A 13,801-nucleotide genomic window follows, 5' to 3' on the forward strand; every position below is an offset into this window, starting at 1 on the left:
CATTCCGAACCCGGAAGCTAAGACTCTCAGCGCCGATGGTACTGCAGGGGGGACCCTGTGGGAGAGTAGGACACCGCCGGACTTAACTTAGAAACACCAGAAAAGCCATCCCTCCGGGGATGGCTTTTTTGCGTTAACAGGCCACCCACGGGTGGCCCTGTTTTCGTTAAGCCGGTCTCCGGCGACCGCGTTCCGTCACGTTTGCGAGACCCCGTCGTCCCCCCTTGCGGGGTGCCGGGACATCCGCTGCTCAGCTCAAACACTCGAACTCGGCACCCCACGAATATCCCGACACCCCACCCACAATCTGAACTCTGCGCGAGTTACGACGTGCGACAGCGGTGGTGAGAGCCAGCGTTTGGCGACGGGCAACGCGCAGCGGGCAATAGGCGCTTGCGGTTCTGTGACTGTCTCCGAGATCCACCATCCGCTTGCTATATCCCGCAGCTTTTGCTTGGCTCTCAGGACGGAACAGGAGAAGGCGTGCCCTCCGCTGTTTAGCTAGCGGTTGGGGAAGCCGTGGGGGAGACCGGTCAGGATCGGCGCGAGCCGGGCCAGACGCTCGCGCTCGAGGATGAGGGCGGTGTACTCACGTTCACGGCGCACGGCGGCTACGCCGACGAGGAAATACTCGGCCGGAGCGTCAGGCAGCGGCCAGACGAAGGGGGCGACCTCGGCGGCGAGGGACTGAGCCAGATGTTCGCGGGTCACGGGGGTCAGATGGGACGACTGGCGCAGGTACTGGGCGACACGACGGGCGAGGCGGTCGGGCAGGCGCGCGATATCGACCGTCTGCGACCAGGGCAGCAAGGCGTCGGGTAGGGGCCGCGGGACCTCTTTATTGCGCTGCACACGTTCGTGCTGGCTGTAGGTACCGGCCAGCAGGTCGCCGAGGCGCTTGGAACGCCCATTGAGCAGGGCTGTGATGGCGGCGAGACCTCCGACGGTCATGATGATCTCGAGCACGCCGGTCAGGGCGCGAATGAACGCGTGACGCAGGGAGATCGCTCCGCCGTCGTCTCGGACGATGCGGGCGCCGATGGCGAACTTGCCGAGCGAGCGGCCGTGCGTGAGGGTTTCGACCAGGACCGGCACGACCACCAGCGAGAAGACGAGGGCAACAACGTTCAGTGCCTGGGTGAGCGCGGCGTCGGTATAGACCGCGAAACTCAGATAGAAGCCCAGAAGAATGAGCAGGTACAGGGCCAGATAGGCGATCGCGTCGATGATCGCACCGGCGCCGCGGAGGATGACGCTGGCCGGCCGCACGTCGAGCGCGACCGCCTCACCGGTGACGAGTTCATCGTCACGGTCAAAATCAGCTGCACGGTCGGTGGGACGCGCGGTCTCCTTCATGTCTACTATTGAACCAGATGGATCTCGACGCATATACGGCCGCGCACCGCGCCGACTGGGACCGCCTGACCGAGCTCGGTGCCCGGCGGGGTCTGTCCGGTGCCCAGTCGGATGAGCTGATCGAGCGATATCAGGCCGGGGCCACTCAGCTCTCCGCGATCAAATCGACCGCCGGCTCTACCCTGGAAGGCGACCGGCTGTCGGTCGGCCTGTCCCGCGCCCGGCTGCGCTTCACCGGCGTGAGTGTCAATGTGTTGGCGCAGCTTCCCCGGTTTTTCGTTGCCCAGCTCCCCGCGGCCCTATATCGGCTTCGCTGGCTCACCCTCGCGGTCGCCGTGGTCACGGTCGTCGTCGCTGGACTGTACGCCGTGTGGGCCTACAACGATCCAAGGGTCTTGGCCAACCTGGGAACAGAGGCGCAACTCGCGCAACTGGCCAACGAGGACTTCGTGGGGTACTACTCAGCGAACCCGGCGGCCTCCTTCGCCGGATTCGTCTCGACCAACAACGCCTGGATCGCCGCGCAGTGCATCGCCTTCGGCATCACCGGGGTCTACGTGCCATTCATCATTCTGCAGAACGCCATGAACCTCGGCACCACGGCCGCCATCATGTTCGCCTACGACAAGGGCGACGTGTTCTTTCTCTACATTGCTCCGCACGGGCTGCTTGAGCTCACGGCGATCTTCGTTGCGGCTGCCGGCGGACTGCTCATCTTCTGGGCCTGGATCGCCCCCGGCGCACGTACCCGAGGTCAGGCACTCGCCGAAGACGGCCGAGCACTGTTCACCGTGGCGATCGGACTGGTGTTCGTGCTGTTGGTGTCGGGCATTATTGAGGGCTTCGTCACCTCGCAGCCCTGGCCGTGGCCGATCAAGATCGGCATCGGAGCGGTGGCGCTCGGCGCGTTCCTGGGCTACATGATCGTGGTCGGCGGGCGCGCAAGCAGGGCCGGAGAAACCGGCGACCTCAGTGAGTTCGAAGCGGGGAGTACGCGCATTTACAGCGCGTGAGTCAGAGCCGCCCGGCCGCCTTCAGCGCGATGTAGCGGTCAGCCAGGGCGGGCGGAAGCTGCGCGGGGGAGGCGGTGACGACATCCGCTCCCAGCTGGCGGATGGCGGCCGACACGCGCGCCACGTCGAGCAGGGCACGCTCAGCGGCCGCCGCGCGGTAGATCTCGTCGCGTCCGCCGCGGGTGGCCGCCGCCAGCACGGTAGCTGGGTCGAGCACGGAGGCCACGACCACCGTGTGCCGCTTGGTGAGCTGCGGCAGCACCGACAGCAGCCCGGTCGACGCTCCCGCAGCGTCGATGGAGGTGAGGAGCACGACCAGGGCATGCTGGCTCGTGACCGCGCGCACCTGGCCGGGAACGGCCGCCCAGTCCATTTCGATGAGCTCCGGGTCGATCAGCGCCATGGAATCGACCATCTGCGACAGCAGCGCCGCGCCGGTCGCGCCCTGCACCCGGCCACGCACCCGGCGGTCGAAGGCGAGAAAGTCCACCCGGTCGCCGGCCACCGAGGTGAGGGCTGCGAGCAGCAGGGCCGCTTCGAAGGCGGTGTCCAGCCGGGGCTCGTTGTCGACGCGGGCTGCGGACGTGCGGCCGGTGTCGAGCAGAATCACGACCCGACGGTCGCGCTCCGGCCGCCAGGTGCGCACCATGACGTCGGCCCGCCGGGCCGTGGCCCGCCAGTCGATCGAGCGCACATCGTCACCGCGCACATATTCGCGCAGCGAGTCGAACTCGGTGCCCTGCCCGCGCACCATCACGCTCGTGCGTCCGTCGAGCTCCTTGAGTCGTGCGATGCGGGAGGGGAGGTGTTTGCGGGCGTGAAACGGCGGCAGAACCCGGATGCGCCCCGGCGCGTTCAGTGTCGCCTGACGGTTCCACAAACCCAGCGGCCCCAGGGAGCGCACCGTCACCTGTTCGACCCGGCGCTCCCCCCGCCGAAACGGAGTGAGCGTCAGCGAGACCAGGCGCCGTTCGCCGCGCGGAATCACCACCCGGCCGCGCACGAGGCCGGCACCCGCCGACGGCTGCCAGGCATCCCGCACCACGGCGTTCAGGCGCCGACGACCGGTATTCGTCAGGTACAACTCGCTCGTGGCCGATTCGCCGAGGCGAACGCGGGCGGGCAGCATCCGTTCGACCGAAACGGCGCGCGGCGACGCGGCCAGCGCCAGGTCGAGGCTGCCGAGCAGAAGCACGAAGATCAGCCAGAGGGCGAGCACGCCGGCCGCCGCCTCCACGGAGGGCCCGAACAGCACGATGGGCACCGCGCCGAGGGCGAGGAGAAGAACGAACCGTCCGCTGAGCGTCATCGTTAGATCGGAACCTGAACCTGCTGCAGCACTCCGCGCAGAATCGCATCGACCGAGACGCCTTCGAGTTCGGCTTCGGGGCGCAGCTGCACACGGTGCCGCCAGACCGGCAGCGCCATGGCCTGCACGTGGTCGGGGGTGATCGAGTCGTAGCCGCTCAGCCAGGCCCACGCCTTGGTCGCGGCGAGCAGGGCGGTCGTGCCGCGAGGGCTGACCCCGAGCTTGACCGAGGGGCTCGTGCGGGTGGCGCGGGCCAGGTCCACGATGTAGGCGAGCACATCGGCGCTCGACCCGACCCGAGCGACGGCATCCTGCGCCGCGGCGAGTTCGGCCGCGCCGAGAACCGCGCTCACACCGGCACCGGCCAGATCGCGCGGGTTGAAGCCGGCCGCGTGGCGGCGCAGCACCTCGATCTCATCGACCCGCTGAGGCACTTCGAGCACGAGCTTGAGCAGAAACCGGTCGAGCTGTGCCTCGGGCAGCGTATAAGTGCCCTCGTATTCGATCGGGTTCATGGTCGCCGCCACGATGAACGGCTCTGGCAGCTTCAGCGACTCGCCGTCGACGCTGACCTGACGCTCCTCCATCGCCTCGAGCAGCGCGGACTGCGTCTTCGGCGGCGTGCGGTTGATCTCGTCGGCGAGGCAGATGTTCGTGAATACCGGCCCCTGCCGAAACTCGAATTCGCCGGCCTTGGCGTCGTAAATGAGCGACCCGGTCACGTCGCCGGGCATCAGGTCGGGCGTGAACTGGATTCGTTTGGTGTCGAGACTGAGTGCGTGGCTGAGGGTGCGCACGAGCAGGGTTTTCGCTACGCCCGGCACGCCCTCGAGCAGCACGTGGCCGCGCGCGAGCAGCGCGATGATCAGCCCGGTGACCGCGCCGTCCTGCCCGACGACGGCCTTGCCGACCTCGGTGCGCACCCGGTTGAGGACGGCCCGCAGCGCGGCGGCATCCGCTGCGTTGGTCGGCGCGGTGTCGATCTGATCAGTGGGAGTCGTCATGGGTCCATTCTCTCGGCTGGAGGGGTGAAGATTTCAGAAGAAGCGGATGCCGGAGCCCCGGCCCGCACGGCCTGGCTGGTCGCCGTTTCGAGGGCCTGCAGGGCGCCTCCGAGCTCCATCAGCTGGGCATCGGAGACGGGGATCGCCCCCACGAGAACCCGGCGAACCTCGTCGGGGGCGCGGCCGGTGAGAAGCACCACCGTGGCGATGACCTCGTCCAGGTGGGCGAGCCGGCCGAGGCCGACGGTTCCGGCCAGGCGTTGCACGGAGCCCACGCGCAGGGCGTCGATCGCCCGCAGGCGGGCGTTGCTGCGCGCATAGAGTCGGGCGCGACCCTCCATGGTCTCGCTCGCCTTCACCGTTACCGGCAGATTTTCGGCTACGAGCGGCCCGAAGCGCCGGCCGCGCCAGAGGGCAGCGGCGACGCCGACGAGCGCGAGCAGCACGAGCACCGGGGTGACCCAGCCGGGCGTCAGCTCGGCGAGTGAGGGTGGCCCCGTGCGGGGCAGGTCGGCCAGGGTCGGCAGGTACCAGACCAGCGAGTCGCTCGGCCCGAGCAGGCCGAGGGCGAACGCCGCATTGCCGTAGCCGGTCACGTTCTCGTTGTTGAACACGCGCGGGTCGGGCACAAGCGAGACGAGGCCGCCGGTTAGTTCGTTCTGCACCTGCACCAGCGAGAAGGTGTCGGTGCCGCTCGGAAAGCAGCCGGTGACCAGCGGATGCTCGCCCTGCGGAATCGACAGGGTGTCGCCGCCCGGCACCAGCTCCCCGGCCCGGCTTGCGGCCGGAACCGAGCAGTCGGCCGTCAGCGTCTCCGCATCGGAGACACCGCCGAAGCCCACGGTGGGCGCCAGCGACTGCAGGGCCAAGAAATCCGGTGCAACGACCACCGTGCGCGCGGCGAGGTCGCCGAGTTCGCTCAGCTGCGACTGGTCGAGGTAGCTGTTCTCGTCATAGAGCAGCACGGTGGAATCCGCGCCGACCGCTCCGCGCACCTCGGCCAGGGAACTGGCCAGAGTCACGGTGACGCCCTGCTGGCGAAGCACTTCGACCAGGGCCATCGACCCGGCCGGAGCCGCGTTGTCCCCGGCCAGTGCCCGGCCGGCAGCCTGACTGCCACCCGAGACGAGCACGGCGATGATGGCGATGGCCAGTATGCAGGCAGCGGCGATCACCCAGAACGAGGAGCGGCGAAGCAGCGCGCGCAGGGTCGGCGTTGCCACGGTCGTGGCGCTCGCAGGGCCGCCACCGGCGCGGGAGCCGGGCGCAGCGGCATCCGCTGGAGACGTCAGCGTCGCGCTCATGACCGACCCGCCTCGGCCAGCGGGGCCAGCACGACGGGCATCGCAGAGCGCAACTCGGCCTCGAGCGCGGCCAGAGCGCGATAGTCGGGCTCGGTGCCGGTCTGCTCCAGATAGCGCACCCGGTCGAAGGTATCGGCGGCGAGAGCCAGGGCCGGGCCATGCGCCGGAAAGGCCTGCCGGGCTCGGGTGGCAAAATCGTGCGCGGTCGTGCCGGGCGAGACAGCGAGCACCGCGCGGTCGGCGAGGCCGCGGGCCAGGGCGCGAAAAATTTCCTCGCAGGCCAGGCTCCAGTCGCCTGAGCTCGCCGCTGCCTCGGCGGCCGTGCGCATCTCGGCGCTGCTGCGCTGGTCGATCGTGCCGAACAGGTCGAGAGCGGCGCGGCGTCGCCTGGCCAGCCTGGGGGCGCCGAACAGCAGCCAGCCGGCCACAAGCGCCGCGAGCACCAGCACGACCGCGACAATCGGCAGCCAGTCTTTCAAATTGCCGTCGCCGCTGATGGTCAGGGACTGGAGCCAGTCCAAAAAGGCCTGGGACGCCCGGTCGAACCAGGTGGGCCGGGCGGCGGCGTACGGGGCTTTGGCGAGTTCCTCGCGAAGCCACTGGCGGGCCTCTGGCGCGTCGGGAACCACCGGTACATCACGCGGCACGCCGAACGTGAAGCGGTCAACCAGCGATCCGAGCTGCGCCAGGCCCAGAGCGGTCATGCCGCCGGATACCCCGTGCCGGGAGCGGTCGGTACCAGATACGGGTCGGGAACATCGCCGCCCTGCGCCGCCGATTCCACGTAGCGCGCCAGCTCGAGGTCGAGCCCCTCCTTGCGCATGCGCAGGTCGAGGTAGATCAGCGCTATGGCCGCCGACTGCACGACGGCCGCCACTGCGGCCACCGGGATAGCGATGATCAGGCTGAGGGCGGTGATGATGTAGGTCGTCTCGTCGGTGAATGCCCCGTTCGGGTCGATCAGCGACGCGCCGATTCCCATGAGCAGTGATACGGGCGTGGTGATGATCTGGGTGATCACCTGCACGATCAGGCCGATTAGCAGCAGTACGCCCAGGGTGCGCCAGAAGTAGCCGCGAGTGAGTGACCACGATCGAACAACGGATGCCCGCACGCCCAGTTTCTCCAGCACGATCAGGCTCGGCACGACACTGGTTTTGGCATACAGGAACGCGCTCACGGCCGCGAGCAGCAGGCCGCCGAAGATGCCGACCAGAACGCCGGCCACGAATCCGGCGGTACCGCCGACGCTGATCAGCGCCACGACAATGCCGGCGATCACGGCCACGCCGATGAAGAGTGCCACGGTCAACAGCACGGTCCACAGCACCAGCGGCCAGAGACGGGTCGCCGCTGTGCGCCACAGTGCGCCGAGCCGTAGTTTCTCGCCGAGGGTCGCGCGGGCCACTTCGAGCACGATGACGGCCTGCAGCAGGGCCGAAGCGATGAGTGACAGGGCGATTGGGATGATGGCGGACAGCGCGCCGGCCAGTAACGAGCCGGCGGTGACGGCATCCTTTTGGTCGAGCGGGGCGCTGTCGATGCGGTCGATGGCCCAGAACGTGACGAGCCCGACAATGACCACGGTGATGAGCCTGATCGCGGCCTGCACGATCAGACCGCTGCCGAAGGTTGCCTTCGGATTGCGGCGCAAGACCTGGAACGACGCGCCGAGCAGCGTACCGAATCCGATCGGTCTCAGTGGAATCAGCCCCGGCTTGGGCGGGGGCGCCCAGCCCTGGCCGGGGGCGCCGTCCGGGTACGGGCCGCCCGGGTACGAACCGTACGGATGCGGCGCGCTCTGATCGGGCGAAACGGGCGGCGCGAACTCCCCGTAGCGCGGTGCAACGGGGGCGTCGGGGGCTTGCCAGGGGTCTGTCACCATTCAATGCTGGCACAGGTCGATCAAGAAATGCGCTCAGAGGCACTCTGTCAGCGCGCTCAGCTACTCTTATGCCAGACTTTGCCGTACTCATCGGGCAATCTGCTGAGCGAACCACATCAGAACACACGTGACTGACGTTCTGGAAAGAGACCCATGACTGCACGAATTTTGGTTATCGATGACGATACCGCCCTGTCCGAGATGATCGGCATCGTTTTGCACGGCGAAGGCTTCAATCCGGGGTTCTGCGCCGATGGGTCCCTCGCCCTCGAGACGTTTCGCACCGAGAAGCCCGACCTGGTATTGCTCGACCTCATGCTGCCCGGCCTCGACGGGATCGAAGTGTGTCGGCTGATCCGCGCAGAATCGGGGGTCCCGATCATCATGCTCACCGCGCGGTCCGACACCACCGACGTGGTCAAGGGTCTCGAGTCCGGCGCCGACGACTACATGGTGAAGCCGTTCAACCCCAAGGAATTGGTCGCCCGCATTCGCACGCGCCTGCGCCCGCCCGCAGCCGACGGTGCCCTCGCCCTGCACATCGGTGACCTCGTGGTGAACGCGGTCGGCCACGAAGTCACCCGCGGAACGGCCGCGATCAATCTGACCCCGCTCGAATTCGACCTGCTGCTCGCCCTGGCGTCCAAACCCCAGCAGGTTTTCACCCGCGAGATGCTGCTGGAACAGGTCTGGGGCTACCACTACAAGGCGGACACCCGGCTGGTGAACGTGCACGTGCAGCGGCTGCGCGCCAAGGTCGAGCATGACCCCGACAATCCGAAGATCGTCATGACGGTGCGCGGTGTCGGCTATCGCGCCGGCACGGTCAGCTAGAGAACTACGACCGCCCATGTGTGCCCGGCGATTCCCGCAGAAACGGTTTCTCAAACCGTGCCCCAGCTGACCTATTGGAGCAGGCCGCGTAACTGGCCGAGGCTGGTGCGCGCGTCGTGGCGTTCCTCCCTGCAATTTCGTACGGTGACGATCTCGGTCGCGCTGTCCGGGCTGGCGATTCTGGTGGTGGGCGTCTACATGTCGGTCAGCATCGGCAACGACCTGTTTCAATCACGACTCAGCCAGGTGCTGCTCGAATCCGACCGTGCCACCAGCTCCGCGCAGAGCCTGTTCGATTCCTCCGATGCCACCGACCGGGTGCAGGTGCAGAACCTGCTCAGTTCGGCCCGCACCTCGATCTCGGCCGCCTCCTCGAGCCGGCTGGTCGCCGTGCTGCGGGTGCCTGGGCAGGATCCGTCGACCGTCGCGCCGCTCGACTCCTCGACGTTCGGGCAATCCACCGGTGTGATCGGCACCGACCTGCGCACCGAGGTGCAGGCCAACGACGGCGATCAGTTCTGGCAGTCGGTCACCCTGACCGGTGAGGATGCCACGACCATTCCCGGCATCGTGGTCGGGTCGCAGATCACGGTTCCGGTGGCCGGCCGCTACGAGCTGTACATCGCGTACAGCCTGCAGGATGCCGAAGCGACGCTCCTGTTCGTACAGCAGACCCTCGGAGTGGCCGGTGTCACCCTCGTGCTGCTGATCGGGGCCGTATCGTGGATCGTCGTGCGCTTCGTCGTCACGCCGCTGCGCGTGGCCGCCGAGACGAGCCAGAAGCTGGCCTCCGGTGACCTGGAAGTGCGCATTCCCGAGAAGGGTGAAGACGTCATCGCCACGCTTGCCCGTTCGTTCAACGGTATGGCCGACAGCCTGCAGAGCCAGATTCGTGAGCTCGCCGACCTGTCCGAAGTGCAGCAACGCTTTGTATCGGATGTCTCGCACGAATTGCGAACGCCGCTCACGACCATCCGCTTGGCCGGCGATGTGCTGTACGACCAGCGGGCGACTTTTCCGCCGGCCACCGGCCGCACCGCCGAGCTGCTGCACACCCAGGTCGAACGGTTTGAGCTGCTGCTGAGCGACCTTCTCGAAATCAGCCGCTACGACGCCGGGTCGGTGGAGCTGGAAAGTGAACCGACCAATCTGGTCTACCTCGCCGAGGATGCCATCGACAGCCTCCGCTCCCTCGCCGAGACCAAGGGCAGCGACCTGCGACTTCTCGCCCCCGGCGGGTACCTGAACGCCGACGTCGATCCGCGGCGCATCCGTCGGGTGCTGCACAACCTCATCGGCAACGCCATCGAGCACGGTGAGGGCAAACCCGTCGTGGTCTCGGTCGACAGCGACGCGAACGCGGTGGCGCTCGCCGTGCGTGACTACGGGCTCGGCATGAGCCAGGCCGAGGTCGCGCACGTGTTCGACCGGTTTTGGCGTGCTGATCCCTCACGCCAACGCACGATCGGCGGGACCGGACTGGGGCTGGCCATCTCGCGCGAAGACGCGAGCATACACAACGGCTGGCTGCAGGTCTGGTCGAGCCCCGGCGACGGGTCGTGTTTTCGACTGACTCTGCCGCGCACGGCCGGCGCCATGCTCGAATCGTCCCCGATCCCGCTGCCGCCCGACGACGCCACGGCCGCGCTGGGCGAAATCGGGCATGTGCCCGGAATCGGCGGGGGCCAGCATGAGTAGTCGCAGTTCAGCCTGGCGCGTCGTTCCGGCGCTGCTCGTAGCGGTCAGTCTCGCCGTCGGTCTCGGCGGCTGCACCGGCATACCGCGCGACGGCGTGGTGCACGCCGGCAATGACATCGCGCCCGACGACAATCCGGCGCCGGTCTTTCTGCCCGCACTACCGCAAAAGGATGCTTCGATCGAGTCCATCCTGCGCGGATTCATCGACGCCTCCTCCAGCCCGGAGAACAACTACGACATCGCCCGCCAGTTTCTGGCTCCGGCGTTTCAATCCAGTTGGGATCCTACTGCGGGCGTCACCGTCGATAACGGTTCAGGGCGCACCCTGACCGTCATCGACGACGCCACCACCCTCGTGGCCGTCACACCGATCGCCGAAGTAGACCAGTCCGGGGAATACCGCGAGGTCGACGCGAGCCCGGTACCGTTGCGCTACGAATTTGCGCAGATCGGCGGCCAGTGGCGCATCAGCGCGGCCCCGAACGGCACCGTGATCGATGAGAACACCTTCAATGACGTGTTCAGCGCCCAGCCGGTCTACTTCTACGACCCGGGATTTCGGTTTCTGGTGCCGGACCTGCGCTGGTTTCCGCGCGGGGCATCCGCTCCGACCAAACTGGTCAATGCCGTCCTGAACGGACCGAGCGCCTGGCTGACCGGCGCCGTGGCCACGGCGTTTCCGGAAGGCTCCAAGCTCACCGCCGACGCCGTGCAGGTCGTCGGGCGGCAGGCCATGGTCGACCTGAACAGCGAAGCCCTCAACGCCGATCGGCAGACCCTGCAGCGTATGAAGGCCCAACTGGCGGCGAGCCTGCCGACGGGCCTGACCGTCGAAATCACCATCGACCAGAACTCCCAGGCCATCACTGATCTGGAGTCCGGCGCTCCGCTCGTGGATCCGCGCGTGGATGCCAGGGCGCTCGTGCTGCGCGGCGACGAGTTCGGTTTTCTCGCCGCGACCGGGCAGAGCGTCACCCCGCTCGACGGTTTGTCTGACGCCATCGCCCAGCTGGCCCCGACCGCGGTGACGCTCGCTTCGGGGCAGGGATCGGCTGCTGTACTGGCCAGCGACGGCGTCTACCTCGTGCGGGCCGGCGACGACCCCCAATTGCTCGATACGCGTGCCGGACTGCTCGCACCCTCGATCGACAACGACCGCTTCGTCTGGTCAGTGCCGGCCAACGATCCGAGCGCACTGGTCGTCTATGGCCCGTCGGGGGAGGCGACCGTACTGCCGACGCCATGGCCGGAGGCCACGTCGATCTCGTCGCTGAAGGTGTCCAGAGACGGCGCCCGACTGATCGCGCTGCTCGGCACCGGTTCCGAGACCCGATTCGTGGTCGCCTCCATCATTCGCACCGGCGTTGTGCCGACCGGCATCGGCGCGCCCGTGCTGCTGGCATCGGGCGGCGGGGTCGGCCAGGGCGCCACCTGGATCAACGAGTTGACCGTCGCATCGCTCAGCCTGCTGCCCAGTGGCGAGACCCGCATCGTCGCCCAACAGATCGGCGGCGTCAGTACCGTTTTGGAATCCCCGGTCAGCAGCCGGTTCATCGTCGGCAGCAACTCGGTGCGCGACCTGCGAGCCCTCACCGACACCGGCAGCCTCGAGGTGCAACGCGGAGCGGGCTGGCAGGCCCGCATCGGAGACGTGACCCTGCTCGCCACCCAGCAAGGCCTCGGCGGCTAGCTTCTCCTCCCCAGCGGGCGTCCAGGCCCGTTTGTGCACCGCTGGCGAGGTCGCACAGTCCCCACCGGCATCCCGCGGCACACTGAGGCCATGAGTAGACAGCTGCGCGATCGACTGGCCGCCGCCGGCCGCAACGCCTGGGCCACGCTGCTGCCGACCGAGTGCAGCGGCTGCGGTGCCGTCGACCGTGCCCTGTGCGCGAGCTGCCGGCTGGCGCTGGCGCCCGCCGTGCACGCGGTCACCCGCGACGACGCCCTCATCTGGGCCGCTCTGACCTATGCGGGTCCTGCCCGCCACGTGATCGCCGCCTACAAAGACGGCGGTCGAACGGATGCCGCCGCCGCGCTCGCCGCGCCGCTGCGAGCGGCCATCGTGGCCGCGCTCGTCGCCGTGCCAAACCTGACCGAGCCGAATCAGCCCGGGAGCCCGCGCGACATCCACCTGGTCACCATTCCGTCGTCCCGCCTGGCCTGGCGCGTACGCGGCTACCACCCGGTCGACGCCCTGCTGCGCCGGGCCGGCCTGCACTCATCCCCGGTGCTCGTGCAGCGCACCGAGGCCCTCGACCAGGTGGGCCTCGGCCGGGCGGCGAGGGCCTCGAACAAGAACAACAGTCTTGTCGCCCGGCATCCGCTCGACGGGGTGTCGGTGATCCTCGTCGACGACATTGTGACGACCGGCGCGACCCTGCTCGAGGCGCGGCGTGCCGTGTTCGCTGCGGGCGGTATCGTCGTCGGTCTGGCCGCACTGGCGGAAACACGGCGTCTGCTCCCCGCGCACAACCCTCCTTAGGCAAACTGATGGATAAATACTGTGACTTATCTGACCGTCACGGCTACGGTGGAGACAAAGGCGCGTAATGATCGCCCAGTTGTCGGGCGGTCCGCCAAACTGGAGGTCGTCATGGAAACTAACATCGTCGGACGCAACCTTGGGATCACTGATCGCTTCCGGGATTACGCGACGGAGAAGGCCGAGAAAATTGCCCTCCTCGCCGAGAAGGCCGTCGCGCTCGAGATTAAGGTCAGCCGCCACCACGAGAAGAACGGCGCTGCCGTCGGCAACGACCGGGTCGAACTCACCCTGATCGGCAAAGGTCCGCTGGTGCGGGCCGAAGCAGACGGATCCGACAAGTACGCCGCCTTCGACGTGGCGCTGGGTCGTCTGCTCGAACGCGTTCGTCGCGCCAAAGACCGCAAGAAGGTGCACCGCGGCGGGGCCCACCGTCCTACCTCGCTGCACGAGGCATCCGCTGTGGGATTCAGCGTCATCGACATCACCCCCGCCAACCCCGAAACGCTCGAGCGGGTGCGCACCGGCGCGATCCCGATTGTGCAAGCGGATGCCCCAGAAGCCTCCGCCGAGGAGGAATACTGCCCCGTCGTCATCCGTCGCAAGGTGTTCGCGGCTGCTCCCATGTCCGTCGACGATGCCCTCTACTTCATGGAGCTCGTCGGCCATGACTTCTACCTGTTCCAGGACATCGAGACGAAGCGTCCCAGCGTGGTCTACCGCCGCAAGGGCTGGGACTATGGGGTCATTGAGCTCGACGGTTCGTCGAGCGAGTTGCAGGAGGCTGTGCCCGTTGCCAGCGGGCGTGCCAACTGACCAACTAGCATTGCCTTAGCCGCCGACCAGGTCGGTGCTCTGGCATCTGCCAGACGAGAGGTGCAGGCTTGTGCTGCAGAAGTCCGATTGGGCTGCCGCA

12 protein-coding genes and 1 rRNA gene are annotated in these 13,801 nt (G+C 67.7%); 7 read left to right on the forward strand and 6 right to left on the reverse strand.

Annotated features, from left to right (window positions below; genetic code table 11):
- Nucleotides 1-82, forward strand: a 5S ribosomal RNA gene (gene rrf, locus E3T29_RS13875); the annotation flags it as partial.
- Nucleotides 83-501: 419 nt separating this feature from the next.
- Here rrf and E3T29_RS13880 read toward each other — a convergent pair.
- A complete protein-coding gene (locus tag E3T29_RS13880) occupies nt 502-1,356 on the reverse strand; it encodes an RDD family protein (protein ID WP_134346187.1) in 855 nt (284 codons plus the stop codon).
- A gap of 17 nt (nt 1,357-1,373) precedes the next feature.
- On the opposite strand from E3T29_RS13880, the gene E3T29_RS13885 reads away from it, so the two are divergent.
- Complete coding sequence (locus E3T29_RS13885; protein WP_134346189.1) at nt 1,374-2,369, forward strand: stage II sporulation protein M; 996 nt, start codon at nt 1,374-1,376, stop codon at nt 2,367-2,369.
- A 1-nt stretch (nt 2,370) separates the two neighbouring features.
- On the opposite strand, the gene E3T29_RS13890 is transcribed toward E3T29_RS13885, so the two are convergent.
- Genes E3T29_RS13890 through E3T29_RS13910 form a run of 5 tightly spaced genes read right to left on the reverse strand, consistent with a single transcriptional unit; the run spans nt 2,371 to nt 7,871 of the window.
- On the reverse strand, nt 2,371-3,678 hold the full coding sequence (locus E3T29_RS13890) for a DUF58 domain-containing protein (RefSeq protein ID WP_134346191.1): 1,308 nt from the start codon (nt 3,676-3,678) through the stop codon (nt 2,371-2,373).
- Nucleotides 3,679-3,680: 2 nt separating this feature from the next.
- Nucleotides 3,681-4,682 (reverse strand): MoxR family ATPase, encoded by a 1,002-nt coding sequence (locus E3T29_RS13895; RefSeq protein WP_134346193.1) that lies wholly within the window; start codon nt 4,680-4,682, stop codon nt 3,681-3,683.
- Nucleotides 4,679-5,986 carry a DUF4350 domain-containing protein gene (locus tag E3T29_RS13900; protein WP_134346195.1) on the reverse strand — a complete coding sequence of 436 codons (1,308 nt, stop codon included), beginning with the start codon at nt 5,984-5,986 and terminating at the stop codon, nt 4,679-4,681. Before E3T29_RS13900 ends, E3T29_RS13895 begins: the two co-directional genes overlap by 4 nt.
- A complete protein-coding gene (locus E3T29_RS13905; protein ID WP_134346197.1) occupies nt 5,983-6,690 on the reverse strand; it encodes a DUF4129 domain-containing protein in 708 nt (235 codons plus the stop codon). Before E3T29_RS13905 ends, E3T29_RS13900 begins: the two co-directional genes overlap by 4 nt.
- Entirely contained in the window at nt 6,687-7,871 is a 1,185-nt protein-coding gene (locus tag E3T29_RS13910) for a hypothetical protein (RefSeq protein ID WP_166792420.1), read from the reverse strand. Before E3T29_RS13910 ends, E3T29_RS13905 begins: the two co-directional genes overlap by 4 nt.
- Before the next feature lie 153 nt (nt 7,872-8,024).
- On the opposite strand from E3T29_RS13910, the gene mtrA reads away from it, so the two are divergent.
- From mtrA to hpf, 5 genes are all read left to right on the forward strand, one after another.
- A complete protein-coding gene (gene mtrA, locus E3T29_RS13915; protein WP_092340544.1) occupies nt 8,025-8,705 on the forward strand; it encodes an MtrAB system response regulator MtrA in 681 nt (226 codons plus the stop codon).
- A gap of 57 nt (nt 8,706-8,762) precedes the next feature.
- Nucleotides 8,763-10,403, forward strand: a complete 1,641-nt coding sequence (gene mtrB, locus E3T29_RS13920; protein ID WP_174776427.1) for an MtrAB system histidine kinase MtrB — start codon at nt 8,763-8,765, stop codon at nt 10,401-10,403.
- Complete coding sequence (locus E3T29_RS13925; protein WP_166789996.1) at nt 10,396-12,093, forward strand: LpqB family beta-propeller domain-containing protein; 1,698 nt, start codon at nt 10,396-10,398, stop codon at nt 12,091-12,093. Before mtrB ends, E3T29_RS13925 begins: the two co-directional genes overlap by 8 nt.
- A gap of 90 nt (nt 12,094-12,183) precedes the next feature.
- Nucleotides 12,184-12,885 (forward strand): ComF family protein, encoded by a 702-nt coding sequence (locus tag E3T29_RS13930; protein ID WP_134346203.1) that lies wholly within the window; start codon nt 12,184-12,186, stop codon nt 12,883-12,885.
- Between the two features lie 111 nt (nt 12,886-12,996).
- On the forward strand, nt 12,997-13,701 hold the full coding sequence (gene hpf / locus E3T29_RS13935; protein ID WP_104089423.1) for a ribosome hibernation-promoting factor, HPF/YfiA family: 705 nt from the start codon (nt 12,997-12,999) through the stop codon (nt 13,699-13,701).
- The last annotated feature ends 100 nt before the right edge of the window (nt 13,702-13,801 follow it).

Source organism: Cryobacterium sp. TMT1-66-1 (assembly GCF_004403435.1).
Classification (GTDB): Bacteria; Actinomycetota; Actinomycetes; order Actinomycetales; family Microbacteriaceae; genus Cryobacterium; species Cryobacterium flavum.